Source organism: Variovorax paradoxus (genome assembly GCF_000834655.1).
GTDB classification, from domain to species: Bacteria; Pseudomonadota; Gammaproteobacteria; order Burkholderiales; family Burkholderiaceae_C; genus Variovorax; species Variovorax paradoxus_F.
Map to the genome: position 1 here is coordinate 18,008 of NZ_JXQQ01000075.1, position 17,427 is coordinate 35,434.

Here is a 17,427-nt window from a genome sequence, read left to right on the forward strand (position 1 = left end):
GGGGCCGTACCCTACCCTATTCAGTGGTGCGGGCTTGTCGTCTTCAATCGCAGACTGCTGAAGACCGCCGCCACCGCTGCGCAGCAGGCGGCCAGCACCAGCGCCACCACAGGGCCGTGCCCGCCGTGCGGGCTCCAGACACTGAAAACACCCGCCAGCACCACCGCGCCCAAGGTCTGGCCCGTCAGCCGGGCCGTGCCCAGCATGCCGCTGGCCGCACCGCTTCGGTGCGCGGGCGGGGAGCTGACGATGGTGTGGTTGTTGGGCGACTGGAAGAGCCCGAAGCCCAGGCCGCACAGCGCCATGCGCCAAGCGATGTCGGCATTGCCCGGGTGTGCCGGCAGCGCGGCCAGCAGCGCAAGGCCCGTGGCCAGCAGGCCCAGGCCGATGCCGCCGAGCAGGCCATCGGGATATTTGCCGATCAGCTTCCCCGCGATGGGCGCCATCACCACGATGGCCAGCGGCCACGCGGTGATGAGCAGGCCCGCCTCGATGTGGCTGCGCCCGTACACGTCCAGCAGCAGGAACGGCAGCGCGATGTACGCCAGCATCTGCGCGCAGAACGCGGCCACCGAGGTGCCCATGGACAGCGCGAACACCGGAATGCGCAAGAGGTCGATGGGAAAAAGCGGCACCGCCTGCGTGCGCTGGCGCCGCAGGTACACGAAGCCCACGGCGACCCCGGCCAGCAGGATGGCCCAGGCCGACCAGTGGCTTCCGCCGCCCCCCACGCTTGCTTCGCCGCCTTCGCGCACGCCCAGCCGGTCCACGCCCAGGAACACCAGCGAGAACATCAGCACGTTCAGCGTCACGTCGACGGGCGAGAACCTGAGCCCCGCCGCCGGCGCCACGCGGTTGAACGGCAGCGCCTTCATGCCGAGCGCGAAGGTGACGATGCCCAGCGGCACGTTGATCGCGAAGAGCCAGGGCCACGAGGCCACCGAGAGAATCGCGGCCGCCACCGAGGGCCCGGCCACCGAAGACGTGGCGACCACCAGCGAATTGATGGCCATGCCCTTGCCCAGTTGCGACGACGGGTACACGAGCCGCACCAGCGCCGCGTTGACGCTCATGATCCCGGCCGCGCCCAGGCCCTGGAAGGCACGCGCCGCGATCAGCGTGCCGAGCGAGTTGGCGAAGGTGGCCGCCAGCGACGACAGCGCGAACACCGCCATGCCCACGAGGTACACGCGCCGGTAGCCCACGAGGTCGCCCAGCGAGGCCAGCGGCAGCAGCATGACCAGCGTGGCGATCTGGTAGGCGTTGACCACCCAGATCGCCTGCGAGGGGCTGGCCTGCAGTTCGCGCGCGATGCCGGGCAGCGCCAGGTTGACGATGGTGCCGTCCAGCACCGCGACGATCAGCCCGAGGATGATGACCAGCATGGCCCAGCCGCGCTCGGGCGAGGCCAGGCCGTCGATGGGCTTCAGGGTGTTTTCTTCGGCGCTTGCCAGTGCGGCGCCTGGATGTATCGAGCTCACGCTTCCTGCGTCCTTCGTGTGGGTTCGGAGCGCACGCTGCCCAGCGTGAGCCATGTCAGCACCAGCGCGATGAGTGCGCCGGCGGCCATGCCGGCCACCATCGGCAGCGGCCGGCCATCGGTGAAGAAGCCGACCACCGCCATCGCCAGCGCACCGGTCAGCATCTGCAGCGTGCCGAGCAGCGCCGACGCGGTGCCGGCGATGGCGCCGTGCATCTCGAGCGCCAGCACGCCCGTGGTCGGGATCACAAGGCCCATGAAGCCCGAGGCGATGAAGTACAGGACGATGAGCACCCAGATGCTGTCGCCGCCCATTGCGAAGTAGGCAAACATCGCGACCATCGCCGCGCCGCAGCACACCACGCCGAACTTCACGAGGTTCACCAGCCCGTAGCGCTCGCCGAGCGAGCCGGTGAACTGCGAGGCGCCGATGAAGGCGGCCGCGTTCACGCCGAAGGCCACGCTGTAGAGCGCGGGCGAGAGGCCGTAGTGGTCGATCATCACGAACGACGAATTGGCCAGGTAGGTGAAGAAGCCCGCCATCGCGAAGCTGCCGATGAACACGAGCCCGAGGTAATGCGAATCGCGCAGAAGCAGCCAGTAGGCCGAGAGCGCGCTGCCCAGGCTGCTCTCGACGCGCTCCGAGGCCGGCCGGGTTTCGTCGAGCAGCTTGACCATCATCGCGAGGCCCGCCACCGCGGCGATGGTCACCGCCCAGAACACGCCGCGCCAGCCCGCCACTGCGATGACCGCGCTGCCCGCGAGCGGCGCGAGGATCGGCGACACGCTGAACACCAGCATCAGCAGCGACATCAGCCGCGCGGCGTCGGTGCCGGTGTGCAGGTCGCGCACCACGGCGCGGGGAATCGCCATGCCGGCCGCGGCGCCCAGGCCCTGGATGAACCGCAGCACGATCAGCGTCTGGATGTCGGTGGCGAGGGCGCAGCCCACGCTGGCCAGCGCAAAGAGCACCAGGCCGGCATACAGCGGCGGCTTGCGCCCGACCATGTCGGAGATCGGCCCGTAGAGCAGCTGGCCCGCGCCGAGCGACAGGAAGAACGCCGTGAGGCTCATCTGCACCGCACCGATGTCGGCGCGCAGGCTCTGCCCGATGGCGGGCAGCGCGGGCAGGTACATGTCGATGGCGAAGGGCCCGATGGCCGAGAGCAGGCCCAGCAGCAGGGCCATCTTGAAGAAGGGGGAAGAACGCATTGGCCTGATTGTCGCCAAGCGCGGCAATCGGCGCCCGCGTGGGGTCGGTTGCCTGCGGGCCCCGTCCGGTGCTAATTCGGGGGAAAGAATCGGTTGGCAGGCCGGGGCAAACCAAGGTTCTCGCGCAGGGTACGACCTTCGTATTCGCGCCGGAAGATGCCCCGGCGCTGCAGCTCGGGCACCACCTTGTCGACGAAGACGTCGAGCCCGCCCGGCAGCCAGGGGAACATCACGTTGAAACCGTCGGAGCCCTCGGTCTCCAGCCACTCCTGCATCTCGTCGGTGATGGTCTGCGGCGTGCCGACGAAGGCAAGGCCGCCGTAGCCGCCCAGGCGCTGCGCGAGCTGGCGCACCGTGAGGCCCTCGCTGCGGGCCAGCTCGATCACGCGGGCGCGGCTGCTCTGGCCGGCGTTGGTCGCGGGCACGTCGGGCAGCGGCGCATCGGGGTCGAACTTCGAGGCGTCGTGGCCGAGCTGGATCGAGAGCGAGGCGATGGCGCTGTCGTAGTGCACCAGGCTGTCGAGCCTCGCGCGGATGGCACGGGCTTCGTCGACCGTGTCGCCGACCACCACGAAGGCCGCGGGCAGTATCTTGAGGTGGTCCGGCTCGCGTCCGAGCCTGCGCATGCGGCCCTTGATGTCGGCATAGAAGCTTTGCGCTGCAGCCAGCGTACCCGACGCCGCGAAGATCGCCTCGGCGGTTTCCGCCGCGAGCTGCCGCCCTGCTTCCGACGCGCCCGCCTGCACGATCAGCGGCCAACCCTGCATCGGCCGCGCGATGTGCAGCGGACCGCGCACCGAGAGGTACTTGCCCTTGTGGTCGAGCACATGGAGCTTCGCGGGGTCGAAGAAGCGGCCGCTTTCGGCGTCGCGCTCGAAGGCGTCGTCGGCCCAGCTGTCCCACAGGCCCGTGACCACGTCGAAGAACTCTCGGGCACGGGCATAGCGCTCGTCGTGTTCCATGTGGTCGTCGCGGCCGAAATTCAGCGCCGCGTCGGGGTTGGAGGTGGTCACGATGTTCCAGCCCGCGCGGCCTTCGCTCAAATGGTCCAGCGAGGCGAAACGGCGTGCGATGTGGAAGGGCTCGTCGAAGGTGGTTGATGCGGTGGCCACCAGCCCGATGTGCCTGGTGTGCTGCGCCAATGCAGACAGCAGCGTGAACGGCTCGAACGAGGTGACCGTATGGCTGCGCTGCAGTGCCTCGATGGGCATGTTCAGCACGGCCAGGTGGTCGGCCATGAAGAAGGCATCGAAGCGGCCGCGCTCCAGCGTCTGTGCCAGTTGCTTCAGGTGCCCGAAGTTGAAGTTGGCGTCGCGCCAGGCGCCCGGATAGCGCCATGCGCCGGTGTGGATGCTGACCGGGCGCATGAACGCGCCCAGCCGCAGCTGCTTGCCCGAGCTCATGGCGTCATTCGGCCGGCCAGAACACCAGCGCGCGCAACTCGATGCTGCGGCGCGGCGGTGCTTCGCGGGCGCCGGTCGGGTCTTCGAACGCGGTGTGCGCGGTGAAGCGCGCGGTGCCGTCTTCGCGGGAGTCGTAGATCTTCAGCAGCAGCGCCTCGTCGGGCCGCAGGCGCGGGAACCAGTACCACTGGTGCCTGGGGTTCCAGGTGAAGGAGTAGGTCTCGCCCACCTTGTCGGGGTAGACCAGGTCGCTGGGCACCATGTCCTCGAACGCGATGGAGCGCGCATCGCACAGCGCGAGCGGCAGGCGCTCCACGGTGGCCAGCGGGCGCCACAGGTTGATGATGGCGAAGCGGTGCTTCAGGCGCTCCTCGGCTTCGTCGGGCGGCAGGTGGGCGCGCACGCGGCGCGGTGCGGAGACGAAGGTCTGGTCGTTGTGCACCCGGCGCACTGGCTCGCGCAGTTCGGCCGTGCGGCGCGAGCCCTGCGCGCTGTCGCGCAGCGTGTGGTCGAAGACCACGATCTTCTCGGCGCCCGTCACGTCGCGCAGCAACGCCTCGGCCTCGCGGTAGTAGATATCGCGGATCGCCCCGTCGTGCGAGAAATCGGCGACCACGCTGCGGTGCGAGATCTGCGTGAAGCCGCTGCGGTCGAGCGAGAGTTCGCGCAGCGCCACGAGCGGGCGGCCATCGCGGATGTTCACGCGGCGCGGCTCCAGCTCGCCGGTCACCCATGGCACGCCCGGCGGCGGCTCGAAGGTGTAGCTCACCGGCCTGCCCTGCCCCGCCTTCAGGTAATTCACCTCGCCTTCGACGAAGGGGAGATTGGCGGCCACCAGGTTGTCGTTCGATGCGGTGCCCATGCGGCATGACTCCTCAGAAGGGTTCCTTGAACGGGCGCAGGTCGAGTTCCTGCGTCCACGCGCTGCGGTGCTGCACATGCAGCTGCCAGTAGTTCTCGGCGATGGCATCCAGTTGCAGCAGGCCGTCGTCGCCCGCCTGCGCCACGCGTTGCGGTGCGTTGCTGCGCAGGCGCTCGCCGTCGATGCCGCCATCGATCACCACGTGCGCCACATGAATGCCCTGCGGGCCGAATTCGCGCGCCAGGCTCTGGCTGAGCGAGCGCAGGCTGGCCTTGGCCGCGGCGAACGCTGCGAACGGCGGCTTGCCGCGCAGGGCGGCCGTTGCGCCGGTGAACAGCAGGCTGCCGCGCGCCTTGGGTGCGGTGGCCTCGAAGCCGTTGGCCAGAAGGCCCTGCAAGGCTTCGCGCGCGAAGATGAAACCGCCCAGCGCGCTCGTGCGCCAGGCCTGCGTGAACTGGTCGACCGAGATCTCCAGCGTCGGCGCGCGCACCGCGCTCGCGGCATTGAAGATCGCCACCGACAGCGGTCCCAACGCCTTCACGCGCTGCGCGATGCCGTGGATCTCGGCTTCGCTGGCCACGTCGCCGGCGAACACCTGGGCGCGCCCGCCGGCCGCTTCGATTTCGGCGGCCACCGCGGCGAGCTGCGCCTGGGTGCGGCCGGTCAGCGCAACGACGAATCTCTCGGCGGCGAAGCGCCGAGCGAGCGCGGCGCCCAGGCCCGCGCTGGCGCCGACACCGGCGATCCAGGCTACCGGCGACGGGCCGGAATCGGACGAAGAGACAGGGGATGAAGCAGTGACTGGAGGCATAGGTGAGGCCGAAGGCTATACCTGCGCCAAGTGGCTTGGAACGATGCAAAAGCGATAACCTTATTCGCTGGCTGGTCGGCGGCCGCACGCGCTTGACGTGTCACGGAATTTCACGGCGACACGATCGGCGGATACGCTATCGGCTTCCCGGACCGCTTCCACAACAACTCACAGCATTTGCCATCCAGGAGGAGTTACCCATGGCCTTCGCCCGAACGATCCATGCCGATCTGCTTCGCGTGTTTCTTCTGACTCTCGTGTCGCTCTTCGCCATCCCGGCGGCGACGCTGGTCTTCACCGAATACGCGCTGCGCTCGCAGGACGCCGAGTTCCTGCAGGCGATCGAAAAACGCATCGGCTCCGATGCCCGACTCAGCGCCGACGACAAGGCGCAAGCCACCGCGTTCTACCGCAGCCACCCGCTCTCCAAGGCGTGCGACGCCACCGCGCCGGAAGACAAGAACTTCCACGACAAGGTGTGCAGCCCCTACTCGATGCAGTGGCAGTTCCACTGGGCCGACCGCGCCGCCCTCTGGACGCTTGCGCTCGGCGCGGCGCTGCTCGCGGCGGCCCTGGTGCTGGGCGCGCTGGCCTTCGCCAACCGGGGGCTGCGCTACGCGAGTTTCGTCGCGGGCTGGCGGCTCATGACGGTGTCCAGCGCCGTCGAAGTCGTGCTGCAGAGCGCGATGCTGGTGTGGCTCTCGTTCTGGCTCACCGCCTTCTTCTGGCACAGCTATTACGTCAAGCTCATCATCATCGCGGGCGTCGCGGCTGCGGCGGCCGTGTTCTATGCGGTGTACACGCTCTTCAAGAAGCTGCCCTCGGTCAACGCGATCGACGGCGAGCTCATCGCCGAGGCCGATGCACCGCGCCTGTGGGAGCGCATCCGCCAGCTCGCGGGCCGCGTGAAGACCGCGCCGCCCGACCAGATCGTGGCGGGCATCGATACCAACTTCTTCGTGAGCGAGGCGCCCATCGAGGTCGGCGGCCGCACGTTGAACGGCCGCACGCTGTTCGTGAGCATTCCGCTCTTGCGCGTGCTCGACCAGTCGGAGGCCGATGCGGTGCTGGCCCACGAACTGGCCCACCTGGGTGGCGGCGACACCCGCAGCAGCGCGGCGCTCGGCCCGAAGCTGCGTCAGTTCGACCAGTACACCTGGAAGATGCGCAGCGGCGGCCTCACCATCGTGGCGCACTACCTGCTGCGCCTCTATCGCATGATCTTCGAGTTCGCCCTGGCGCGAGACAGCCGCGAGCGCGAGTACAAGGCCGACCGCGTGTCGGCGAGTCTCACGGCGCCGAGCGCCATCGTGCAGTCGCTCATCAAGATCTCGGCCTACGCGAGCTACCGCAACGACGTCGAGGCGAAGCTCTTCGCACAGAACCGCCAGCACGACGGCGCCCTGGGCATCGCGAGCTTCGTGGCCGACGGGCTGCCGCCCTATGCGAGCTCCGAGGCCTTCATCGAGACGATGAAGACCGCCGACGTGCCCCACCCCTACGACAGCCATCCGCCCTTGCTCGAACGCATGCGCAATGTCGATCACCACGTGCCCGAGAGCGTGTACGGCACCATCGTCGCGACCGCGCCGGAGGCCACCTGGGCCGATGAGATCGAGACGGCGCCTGCCATCGAGCAGCGCCTGTGGAGCGAATACGAGCAGCGCTTCGTGCAGAACCACGACCTGGCCCTCGCCTACCGCTACGAACCGGCCACCGAGGAAGAGCGCGTCGTGGTGCTGCGGCACTTTCCGCCGGTCGAGTTCGCGTTGAAGAACGGCGAGCGCATCGTGGTCGACTACACCGGCCTGCATCCGACCGCAGACGGCGGCTCGACGATCGCGTGGGACGAGGTGAAGGGCCTCACCTACAAGGACGGCAGCTTCGGCGACACGCTCATCGTCACGCACCATGACAAGGGCATGCTGGGCGCGCGCACCACCAAGGTCAAGGTGGCGGGCCTGGGCAAGCAGAAAGACAACTTCAGGGGCGCCGTAGGCCACTACTGGCAACGCCACCAGATCATGAGGGCACAGCAAAAAGAAGAAGATCAGGCGTCCTGAGCATCCCACCTGTCACCGGACAGGCTCCACAAAAACCTTCACATAACAGGAGACATACCGTGAACCCCGTCGAACAGAGAACCATCTCCAAGATCAGCTGGCGGCTCTTGCCGCTCCTGATGATCAGCTACTTCATCGCCTACCTGGACCGCGTGAACCTCGGCTTTGCCGGCTCGGCGATGTCCAAGGACCTGGGCTTCTCCGCGGCCGTGTTCGGCAGCGCGGCCGGCATCTTCTTCCTGGCGTATTTCCTGTTCGAGGTGCCGAGCAACATGGCGCTGGAGCGCTTCGGCGCGCGCCGCTGGATCGCCCGGATCATGTTCAGCTGGGGCATCCTGTCCGCGGCCCAGGCCTGGGTGGGCGGCTCGACCAGCTTCAACGTCGTGCGCTTTCTGCTCGGCATTGCCGAGGCCGGCTTCTTCCCGGGCGTGATCTTCTACATCACGCTGTGGTTTCCTGCGGCATACCGGGCACGCATCGTGGGCTGGTTCATGTTCGCGATCCCGATCTCCACGGTGATCGGCTCGCCCATCTCGGGCTACATCCTCAACATGGACGGCGTGGGCGGCATGCACGGGTGGCAGTGGCTCTTCATCCTCGAGGCGATTCCCTCGCTGATCCTGACCTTCTTCATCCTGTTCTACCTGCCCGACGGCCCGAAGGATGCGAAGTGGCTCTCGAGCGAAGAGCGCGACTGGCTGCAGCGGACGCTCGACGGCGAGCGCCGCAACCGCGAGGCGCTGCACACCATTTCTTGGAAGCAGGCGCTGCTGAATCCGCGCGTGATCGGCCTGGGCTTCGTCTACATGGGCATCACGGTGCCGCTCTATGGCCTGAGCTTTTTCCTGCCGCAGATCATCAAGGGCTTCGGCGGCCTGGGCAACGTGGAGATCGGCTTCATCAACGCCTTTCCCTACCTGATCGGCGCGATCGCGATGGTCTTCTGGACCCGCGCCTCCGACGCGAAGAAGGAGCGCAAGTGGTTCCTGCTGATCCCGCTGGCCTGCATCTTCGTGGGCCTCGTCGCAGCCGCCGAAACCAGCGCGCCGGTGCCCAAGATGGCGGCCGTGACGCTCGCCGCGTTCGGCATCTTCAGCGCGCTGCCGATGTTCTGGACGCTGCCCACCGCCATCCTGAGCGGCACTGCGGCCGCGGCCGGCATCGCGTGGATCAACTCCATCGGCAACCTGGGCGGCTACATCGGCCCCACGATCTTCGGCGCGCTGAAGGACCGCATGGGGAACGATTTCTACGCTGTGCTTTTCCTGGCGCTGCTCGCCGCGCTGGGGTTCGTGCTGGTGCTGGTCATCGGGCACGACGCGCGGGCGGAGCAGGCGTCGGCAGGTCGGGCCTGAGCGCGTCGCCCGGATGCCATGACCATCGGCCGCGCCCTGCTGCTCCCCCTGCTGCTTCTTGCATCGGCGCGCTGCCTGGCTTCATGGAGCATCGAAGCCGACCGCTCCACGGCCGACATACACGGCCTGTTCGAGATACGGCAGGAGGCGCGCGATTTCGTCGCGAAGGAGAACGCACGCGATCACGGCGAATGGGTGGCACTCGACCCGAACATGAAGATCCTGGTTCCGAGGTGCAGTGTCCCGCTCGAAACCCGATGGACGCCCGGGAGCCAAGGGCTGACGGGCCGCAACGTCATGGTCACCTGCGCGCGCGCCGTGGGCACCCGGAAGAAATGGAGCGTGCACGTGCCGGTCACGCAGAAGAGGTAGGGCTTGCAGCCCCGCGGCTCAGCCGGATTTGCTGCGCGAAGCCTTCTTGCCGCTCTCGGCGCGCGGCGCATCGGTGCTCGCCGGCGCGTTCGCATGGTCGACCCACAGCAACGCATCGACATACGACACGAAGCGGTTGAGGTATTCGGGCGACAGCTCCCGCATCAGCGTGAGCGACTGGTGCACGAGGTTGTGCGAGTTGAGCGGGCCGGCGTTCTGCGGCAGCTTCGCGAGCGATTGCGTGAGCCGCCGTTCCGCGCTGAGCTTCGACCACGTGCTCCTGAAGAACTGAAGCACCTTGAGTTCGTTGGTCGCCGGGTCCATCCGCTCGGACGATGCGTGCTGCGCGAGATGGCCCGTCAGTTCCGCGAGCGGTCCGCGCCCCGGTGATTCGAGTGCGACGGCTTTCGCATCCGGCGTCTTTTCGAGATCCTCGCCGTAGGCTGCAAGCAGCGCGGCGACTTTCTCGTCCAGGATGCGCCGCGCATCGCCGCTGTGGTCCGCTGCGCGCCGGGCCAGCGTTTCGATGAAGTGAAAGCGGACCGGATCGAGGCGATGCGCCCCGCGCTCGCGCCATGCGTCGAGCGTCGTGTCCATCCCGCCTTCCTCGTTGCTACTCACGGGTTTTTGTCTTCGCGTCGGAGCGCTTGGGCGTCGGCGCCATCTCCACGCGCCGGTTCTTCGAGCGCCCATCGGCATCGGCATTCGACGCCACCGCCTGTTCGGCGCCGAACGCCGCGGCAAAGATCGCGGACGACGGTATGCCCTCCTCGATCAGCGTGCGTGTCACCGTCAGGGCGCGCTGGGCCGAAAGCTCCCAGTTGTCCGCGAACTGCCGGTTGCCGCCGCGCACCTGGCGGTCGTCGGTGAAGCCGCTCACCATCAGGATCTCGTCGCGGGCCTGCAGATACGCCGTGAGCGGCGCGGCCAGGCTCTTGAGCAGTTGCCGGCCTTCGGGCTGCAGTTCGGCGGAATTCAACGCGAACAGCACGCTGCCGCTGATGCCGATGCGGCCGTTGTTCAGCGTCACGCGGCCCGCCGCGAGCGGCCCGGCCAGCGCCTGCTCGAGCGTCTGCAGCCGCTCGGACTCGGCCTTGCGCTGCTTGACCTCGGTTTCGAGCTTGGTCGCGAGTTCGAGCTGCATGCCGATCACGCACACCAGGATCAGCACGAAGGCGCCGAGCAGGCCCGACATCAGGTCGCCGAAGACGGCCCATACCGGGACCGATGCCTCGGTGCCGGCGTCGAGGTCCTCGGTCATCACGCTTCGCTGCCCGCCACGGCGCGCTGATCGCGGTGATCGCGTTGCGCCGCGAGTTGCTGCAGGTCTTCGACGATCTGCTTCTGCGACATGATGCTCAGGTCGATGACCTCGCGCGCCTGCGCCACGTAGTAGGCCAGTTGCTCGTCGCTGCGGGCGATGGTCTTGCCGAGCGCGCCTTCGATGCGCTGCAGGTGCGCGCTCATCTTGTCGTTCGATTCGGTGAAGAGCTTCACCGCGAAACCGAAGGCCTCGCCCAGGCTCGCCACCTCGACGGCGCTGCCGGTGATCTGCGCGGCCACGTCGGCCATCTTTACGGTTTCCGAATCGACCTTGTCGGTGAAGCGCGTGCCGACGCGGTCCAGCAGGTCCGCCGACGTGGCCACGAGCGCATCGATGGCGCTGCGCTGCTCCGTGGACGCGTGGTTCACCGCGTCGAGCAGCGTCTCCAGCGTGCCGAGGATGCGGCTGCGCTCGTCGAGCATCGCGTTGTCGCGCGCCATGCTGTCCGAGAGCTTCTGGCGCAACTCGGCAATCACTTCGGCCGCTGCGCGCGGCGCCTCGGAGGCGGCCTGCATGAGCTGGCCGATCTCGGCGATGGTGCTCTTCGCATGCGCTTCGCTCTGCGCGGATATGTCGTTGGCGGTCTGCGCGAGCGTCTTGCAGATTTCCTGTTGCTGGGCCTCGCTGCGGGCGCCGGCCTGCTGCCATTCCTGCTGCAGCGACACGGCCATCGCCTCGAGTGCCTGGGTCCAGGTGGACAGGCGCTGCTGGTCGCGCGATGCCATCTCGGCCTGCAGGTCGGTGTGAGCCTGGCCCACCGTGTGCAGCAGCGAGGCCGAGTGCTGCTCGAAGGTGGCGGCCGCAGCGGTGAGCGCGCGTTGCGTGTCGCCCGAGAGGGTTTCGCTCGCGCGTTCGTGCTGCGCGAGCGCGCTGCGCCAGTTGTCGGAGACGCGCTCTACCGTGGTTTCGAGGCGGGCGGATACGCCGTCCACCAGCGAGGCCGAGCGCTGCTCGAAAGTCTGCGTGAACCGGTCGAGCGTGGCGCGCAGGTCGTTGGCTTGCGCCTCGCTCGTGCGCTGCTGGCCGGCGAGCGCGGTCTTCCAGATGTCCGCCACGGTGGTGGTGTTGGTCTCGAAGCGGGTGGACAGGCCTTCGAGCTGCCGCTGCACGCTCTGCTCGACGGTGGCGTGCAGCGCGGCCGTCTCGCGCGCGATGCCGGCCATCGTGGCTTCGACCACCGGCTGGATCGTCGCGCCGGCGATGCGTGCGCTGTCGGCGAGGCCCTCTTTCAGCGACTGGCCGACGGAAGATGCCAAGCCCGCGTACACCGCCTCGGCCTTGCCGTGGAAGCTGTCCTGGCCGGAAATGAGGCGCTCGTTCAGGGCCTGGCTCTGGCGCTCCATCGTCGCCATCATCAGTTGCAGCCGGTCGACCAGCGCGGGCATCGCCTCGCCTTGCCGCTGCAGAAGCTTGAAGGACTCTTCGCGCTGATGGGCCTGCGAGAACACGCGCAGGCTGGTTGCGATGCGCGTGTCGAGCAGTTGCGCGGCCTGCATCCGGTCGCGCCGCGCAAGGGCAGACAGAAGGCCCAGCGTTGCCGACGTTGCCACGCCCGCGAGCGAGGTGCCGAACGCCACGCCCAGCCCCTTGACGGGCGCGGCCAGCGAGGCGCGCATGGCCTGCAGGTCGGACGCGCTCTCCAGCGCCGTTCCCGTGCCGTTCAGGGTGACCACCATGCCGAGGAAGGTGCCCAGCATGCCCAGCAGCACCAGGAGGCCCGCAAGGTACGGCGTGAGGCTCGGGCCGGGCAAGCCGACGCGCTCGCCCTCGATGCGCAGGCGCACCGCGTTGCGAAGCGACGGGTGCAGCTTGTCGAGCCATTCGCCCAGGCTGGCCGGCGGCCCGGTCATGTCCGCGGCGGCGCTGGCGAGCGTGGTCGTGGCCTGCCCGAAGCGGTGCAGCTCCAGCGCGCCGATCACGTAGAACGCGCCGATGAGCACGGTGATCGCCAGCGCCAGCGGGTTCGACCCGATGTACCCGATGCCGACCCAGCAGACCGCGGCCAGGCCGACGATGAAGACGATGCGATGAAGAAGTTGGGTCATGAAACTCTGGTTACCTCGCGCGAAGGGCTTCGAGCAGTCCTTCGACCGGTTGAAATCGGACTTCCATCTCGGCGAGCAGCACGTCGTGCATGTCCTTGCGGAATCCCGCCAGCCATGCGCCGGGCTCGGCCTCGGCCGCGCCCTCGTCGCCTGCAGTGGCGTTGGCGATGGCATCGGCCTTGCCCAGGCGCTTGAAGTGCTTCTCGAGCATCGCCGGAATGCTCGCCAGCAGCCGATGCTCCTGCGCGCCCAGCACCTGCTCCATCACCACGTCCACCGCCGCCAGCCGCGCCATGTCGGGCGAGCGGGTCGCCAGCGTCGAGCGCAGGCGGCCGCGCAAGGCACCGATGCTCGTCTCCATGGCCTGCTGCCTGGCGTGATAGCGCCGGCGGTAGGCCGCGAAGTCGGTCGTTTGGTCCCGGGAGGCGCTGTGCATGTCTTCTGCAACGGCGTTGGTCATCGCGGTGCGCACGCGTTCGCATTCGCGTGCTTCGGGATTGCCGGCCGCGCGCGCGCCAGAAGACGCAGCTGCGAGGCCGCCGTTCAACGCTGCAGAAAGGGAGATGGCATCGGTCCAGCCGAGCCATTGACTCAATCGATCCGCAAAAGCCTGTTTGGGCTCGGGGACTTCGATGTCGGTCAGTCGAGCGAGCAAGCGAGTCAGCGCCGAGCCGGTGAAGCCTGTGCGCCTTGACACTTGCACCATTACCGCCAGATGGAAAAACCTGGCAGTCTACACTGCCGCCCCCTCTGTACCGGCTGCACGTGCCCTGCGGAAAGCGCCTTTTGCGTGACATCTTGTAGCCCGCGCCGCGCGCGAGCCGGCGGGCCGCGCCGGCCCTCGCGCGGCTCAATACAGCGTGGCCTGTTGCCTCGCCGGCAGTTCGCGGTCGTATGCCGCGCCGTCGAATGCCGCATCGGTCAGCGCGGAAAGAATGGCCCCGGCCGTCGGCACCTCGCGCCTGGCATCCGCTGCCACCGGCGCCCAGAGCCTGGAGCGCTGGATCGCGCGGGCGCATTGGAAGTACACCGTCTCCACCTGGACCTCGATCACGCACTGCGGCAGCTTCCCCTCCACCGCGAAGCGCGCCATGACGTCGGGCGCAACGGTGATGAGCCCTCTTCCGTTCACGCGCAGCGTCTCGCCGACACCTGGAATCAGGAAGAGCAGCGCCACGCGCGGATCGGTCACGATGTTGCGCAGGCTGTCGATGCGGTTGTTGCCGCGCCGCTCGGGGAGCAGCAGCGTCTTCTCGTCCTGGACCACCACGAAGCCCGGCGGATCGCCACGCGGCGATGCGTCCAGGCCGCCGGGGCCGGTGGTGGCGAGCACCGCGAAGGGCGATGCGGCGATCAGCGCCCGGTAGGCCGGGTGCAGGTACGACACCTCTTTCCTGAGCGAGGCCTCGCCCGGCTGGCCGAACAGGGCCTCGAGCTGCGCGACGGTCTCGATGGCGTGGGAGGTTGTCATGACGTTCGCTCCTGGGCGGGGGATGTCGGATGGGGTGACGGGTTCCGGCCGCAGGCGATCGCCATGACGGCCAGCAGCAATGCGGCAATGCCGTAGAGCCACGGCGGCGACGCGACCGGCAGCAGCAGCCCTGCGATGAGCGGACCGGTGCCGGCACCGATGTCGCGCCACACCGAGCGCGCGGCCAGCGCCTGCACGCGCTCGGGCCCCGGCGTGCGGCGCGCCACGATGGGCGACAGCAGCGGCAGCTGCAAGGCGCGCAGCACCACGATCAGCGCCGCGCAGCTCCAGAGCCACCCGAGGCCGAAGCCCACGAGCGCCACCGCCGTCAGGAGCGAGAGGCTCACCAGCAGCCGCTCCGCGCCGAAGCGGTCCGCTAGGTGCCCGCCGACCGGGCTGAGGAAGATCTCCGCAAGGTAGCGCAGCGCCAACAAAAGGCCGGCCACGATCACGGCGCTGCCCGGCAACAGGTCCTTGCCGAGGTAAGACAGGCCGACGATGAAGAGTCCGTCGAGCGCCAGCCCTTCCATGAACGACCAGCCGTCCAGGCTGTTGGGCCACTGGAAGCGCCGCGCGGGCTTTTCCGAGCGATGCGGCGCCGAAGGCAACCGCCGGGCCGCGAACACCGCCAGCAGCGAGAACACCGCGAGGATGCCGAAGATCGCACGCGGCCCGACCCAGTGCGCCATCAATGCGCCCAGCGGCAGCGCCAGCACCGGCCCCATGGCGATGAACGCGCGCGAGCGTCCGTTGCGGCGGGCGGCGCCGATCGGGTCGGCCGTGGCCAGCGCCTGGGTCGAGAGGTTGAGCGCCGCGAAGCACAGCCCCCACGTCAGCCGCAGCGGCAGCAGCGCCCAGAAGCCCGAGAGCGTTGCGTACCCCACCCCGCAGACGGCGGCGGCCACGACGGCGATGGTGCAGGTCGGCCGGTCGCCGTTGCGTGCATAGAAGCGCGCCACCCAGCGGTAGCCTGCGATGCGCACCAGACGGTTGGCGGCCAGCAGCATCCCGGCCTCGGCCAGCGTCACGCCAAACTGGTCGGCATACATCGGCAGCAGCAGGTAGAGAACGACGTCGGCCGGCAGCGAAAGCCCGAGCGCGATGGCTGCGTGGCGGGAATTCAGGTCGGTGGCGTTGCGCGCGGAAGCGGGGGCAGGAGTGAGGGGCGTTGAAGACATCGAAACCGCATGGTGCGCCGCGGCAACGCGGGCTGACAAACGAGATTAACGCCCCTCATGCGTGAGAAAATCGCACGCATGCCGCTTCGAGAACCGCCCCTCAACGCCGTGCGCGCCTTTGTCGCAGCGGCCCGCCACCTGAGTTTCACGCGCGCGGCAGAGGAGCTTCACGTCACGCACAGCGCGGTAAGCCGGCAGATCAAGAGCCTCGAAGAATGCCTGGGTGTCGTGCTGTTCGAGCGCCGCATCCGACAGGTGGCATTGACAGCCGAAGGACAGCAGTTCTTCGCGGAAACGGGGCCCGCACTGGCGCAGATCAACGCCGCCGCGCAGGCGCTGCAGGCGCAAGGCCCGGCCCGCGCGGTGCGCATCAACGTGCGGCCGTCGTTCGCCGTGCGCTGGCTGATTCCGCGGCTGCCGGCGTTCGTCGAGCGCCACCCCGACATCGAGCCGCAGGTGGTCACGAGCACGGTGATGCCCGAGCAGGCGGCAGGCAGCTTCGACATCGCGGTGCGCCGCGGGCTCGAGGGCTGGCCCTCCTCCATCGACCTGCATCCCTTCCTCGAAGACGAAGTGTTGGTGGTCGGCGCGCCCGCGTTGTTCAAGGCGCATCCGCTGACCGACCTGCGCGCGCTGGCCTCCCACGTGCAGCTCTCGGCCCGCACGCGCAAGGACGACTGGGACGCCTGGAAGAAACAGGTCGGCGCGCCGCGCGCCCGGCCGGCGGGCCGGCTCGAGTTCGATCACCTGCACTTCGTGCTGCAGGCGGCGGTCGATGGCCTGGGCATCGCGCTCGCGCCCACCTCGCTCGTGGCGCACGACCTGGCCTCGGGCCGCCTGCAGTCGCCGCTGCCCGCGCTGCGCATGACGCTCGAGCGCTACTACTACGGCCTCGCCCCCGGGGCGGCGCCGGAGGCGAGGCACGTGGCGGTGTGGTTCGAGGAGATGCTGCCCTCGCTCAGCGAACCAGCGACCGGATGACCTCGACCACGCCGACCTCGCCCTTGCGCACGGCGGCATGGTCGCCCTCGAAGGTGATCCATCCCTCGTTGAAACCATCGAGCATCTGGATGCGCGGCATCGGGTCCTTCATTCCCTGCGCGCGGAAAAGCGAACCCCAGGTCTCGCGGGGCACCGCTTCGGCCTGAACCGGGCGGCCCAGCACCGTCGAGAACGCCGCCGAGATCGCGTTCGGGCTCACGCGCTCGGGGCCTTCGAGTTCGACGATGCGCTCGATCGCGCCCTCCTTCGCCAGCAATTCGGCCGCGACCCGGCCGACGTCGGCCGCGGCAACCATCGGCACCGGCCTGTCGAGCGGCTGCAGGAAGCTCGCGAAAACGCCCTGCTCGCGTGCCTGCGCAACGTCCCAGGCGAGGTTGTCGAGGAACCAGGCGGGCCGCAGGAACGTGACGGGCAGCGGCAACGCTGCCAGCGCGTCTTCCATCAGGGTGCGCTGGCTCAGCAGGTTCGACTGCGTGGCCTGCGCACCGACGGTCGAGAGGCAGACCACGCGGGCGGGCCGCGCCGCAGCCAATGCCCGGCTCACCGCATCGATGACGGCCCTGGCCTCCGGAAATCCGGGCGTGGGGTCGAAGTTGGGCGGCGGCAGGATGAAGACACCTTCGGCGCCGGTGAAGGCGCGCGTGAGCACAGCGGCATCTTCCATCTCGGCGATGGCGATTTCGCAGCCCGCGTCGGACCAGGCCTTCCCCTTGGCTGCATCGCGAACGACCGCGCGAACGGCGTGGCCGTGGGCCAGCAAGGTGCGTGCGACGGCGCCGCCGACGTTGCCTGTGATACCGGTGATTGCGTACATGAGATTTCCTTCTTTCTTCCAGTGAATCGATTGCG

16 protein-coding genes are annotated in these 17,427 nt (G+C 68.7%); 4 read left to right on the forward strand and 12 right to left on the reverse strand.

Annotation, left to right across the window (positions count from 1 at the left end):
- Positions 1-20: 20 nt before the first annotated feature.
- The 5 genes from RT97_RS25290 to RT97_RS25310 all read right to left on the reverse strand — a co-directional run bounded on the left by RT97_RS25290 (position 21) and on the right by RT97_RS25310 (position 5,768).
- Positions 21-1,385 carry an MFS transporter gene (locus RT97_RS25290; protein WP_437184109.1) on the reverse strand — a complete coding sequence of 455 codons (1,365 nt, stop codon included), beginning with the start codon at positions 1,383-1,385 and terminating at the stop codon, positions 21-23.
- Between the two features lie 92 nt (positions 1,386-1,477).
- On the reverse strand, positions 1,478-2,692 hold the full coding sequence (locus tag RT97_RS25295; protein WP_042581604.1) for a multidrug effflux MFS transporter: 1,215 nt from the start codon (positions 2,690-2,692) through the stop codon (positions 1,478-1,480).
- A 71-nt stretch (positions 2,693-2,763) separates the two neighbouring features.
- The gene (locus tag RT97_RS25300; protein ID WP_042581605.1) at positions 2,764-4,095 is read right to left on the reverse strand and encodes an LLM class flavin-dependent oxidoreductase; all 1,332 of its coding nucleotides are present in this window, start codon (positions 4,093-4,095) and stop codon (positions 2,764-2,766) included.
- Positions 4,096-4,099: 4 nt separating this feature from the next.
- Complete coding sequence (locus tag RT97_RS25305) at positions 4,100-4,957, reverse strand: CmcJ/NvfI family oxidoreductase (protein ID WP_042581606.1); 858 nt, start codon at positions 4,955-4,957, stop codon at positions 4,100-4,102.
- Positions 4,958-4,970: 13 nt separating this feature from the next.
- Positions 4,971-5,768, reverse strand: a complete 798-nt coding sequence (locus RT97_RS25310; RefSeq protein WP_042581607.1) for an SDR family NAD(P)-dependent oxidoreductase — start codon at positions 5,766-5,768, stop codon at positions 4,971-4,973.
- A gap of 200 nt (positions 5,769-5,968) precedes the next feature.
- Here RT97_RS25310 and RT97_RS25315 point away from each other — a divergent pair, with 200 nt between their 5' ends.
- From RT97_RS25315 to RT97_RS25325, 3 genes are read left to right on the forward strand one after another with little or no spacing between them, the layout of a single operon-like run.
- Positions 5,969-7,831 carry a M48 family metallopeptidase gene (locus RT97_RS25315; RefSeq protein ID WP_042581608.1) on the forward strand — a complete coding sequence of 621 codons (1,863 nt, stop codon included), beginning with the start codon at positions 5,969-5,971 and terminating at the stop codon, positions 7,829-7,831.
- A 59-nt stretch (positions 7,832-7,890) separates the two neighbouring features.
- The gene (locus tag RT97_RS25320; protein ID WP_080898425.1) at positions 7,891-9,186 is read left to right on the forward strand and encodes an MFS transporter; all 1,296 of its coding nucleotides are present in this window, start codon (positions 7,891-7,893) and stop codon (positions 9,184-9,186) included.
- 18 nt (positions 9,187-9,204) lie between these two features.
- Positions 9,205-9,558, forward strand: coding sequence for a hypothetical protein (locus tag RT97_RS25325; RefSeq protein ID WP_155403884.1), 354 nt, complete (start codon positions 9,205-9,207; stop codon positions 9,556-9,558).
- A gap of 18 nt (positions 9,559-9,576) precedes the next feature.
- Here the strand turns inward: RT97_RS25325 and RT97_RS25330 are convergent, their stop codons facing one another.
- From RT97_RS25330 to RT97_RS25355, 6 genes are all read right to left on the reverse strand, one after another.
- Positions 9,577-10,179, reverse strand: a complete 603-nt coding sequence (locus RT97_RS25330) for a DUF2894 domain-containing protein (RefSeq protein ID WP_437184108.1) — start codon at positions 10,177-10,179, stop codon at positions 9,577-9,579.
- Positions 10,172-10,819 (reverse strand): OmpA family protein, encoded by a 648-nt coding sequence (locus tag RT97_RS25335; protein WP_042581610.1) that lies wholly within the window; start codon positions 10,817-10,819, stop codon positions 10,172-10,174. Before RT97_RS25335 ends, RT97_RS25330 begins: the two co-directional genes overlap by 8 nt.
- Positions 10,819-12,927, reverse strand: coding sequence for a DUF802 domain-containing protein (locus RT97_RS25340; RefSeq protein WP_042581611.1), 2,109 nt, complete (start codon positions 12,925-12,927; stop codon positions 10,819-10,821). The genes RT97_RS25335 and RT97_RS25340 overlap by 1 nt, the downstream gene beginning before the upstream one ends.
- A 10-nt stretch (positions 12,928-12,937) precedes the next feature.
- Positions 12,938-13,633, reverse strand: a complete 696-nt coding sequence (locus RT97_RS25345) for a DUF3348 domain-containing protein (protein ID WP_042581612.1) — start codon at positions 13,631-13,633, stop codon at positions 12,938-12,940.
- Between the two features lie 144 nt (positions 13,634-13,777).
- A complete protein-coding gene (locus RT97_RS25350) occupies positions 13,778-14,398 on the reverse strand; it encodes a pyridoxamine 5'-phosphate oxidase family protein (RefSeq protein ID WP_042581613.1) in 621 nt (206 codons plus the stop codon).
- Positions 14,395-15,576, reverse strand: coding sequence for an MFS transporter (locus RT97_RS25355; protein WP_042581614.1), 1,182 nt, complete (start codon positions 15,574-15,576; stop codon positions 14,395-14,397). Before RT97_RS25355 ends, RT97_RS25350 begins: the two co-directional genes overlap by 4 nt.
- Positions 15,577-15,654: 78 nt before the next feature.
- Between RT97_RS25355 and RT97_RS25360 the strand changes: the two genes are divergently transcribed.
- On the forward strand, positions 15,655-16,557 hold the full coding sequence (locus RT97_RS25360; protein ID WP_042581615.1) for a LysR substrate-binding domain-containing protein: 903 nt from the start codon (positions 15,655-15,657) through the stop codon (positions 16,555-16,557).
- Here the strand turns inward: RT97_RS25360 and RT97_RS25365 are convergent.
- The gene (locus tag RT97_RS25365; protein ID WP_042581616.1) at positions 16,535-17,392 is read right to left on the reverse strand and encodes an NmrA family NAD(P)-binding protein; all 858 of its coding nucleotides are present in this window, start codon (positions 17,390-17,392) and stop codon (positions 16,535-16,537) included. The two genes, RT97_RS25360 and RT97_RS25365, sit on opposite strands and share 23 nt — an antisense overlap.
- Positions 17,393-17,427 lie beyond the last annotated feature (35 nt).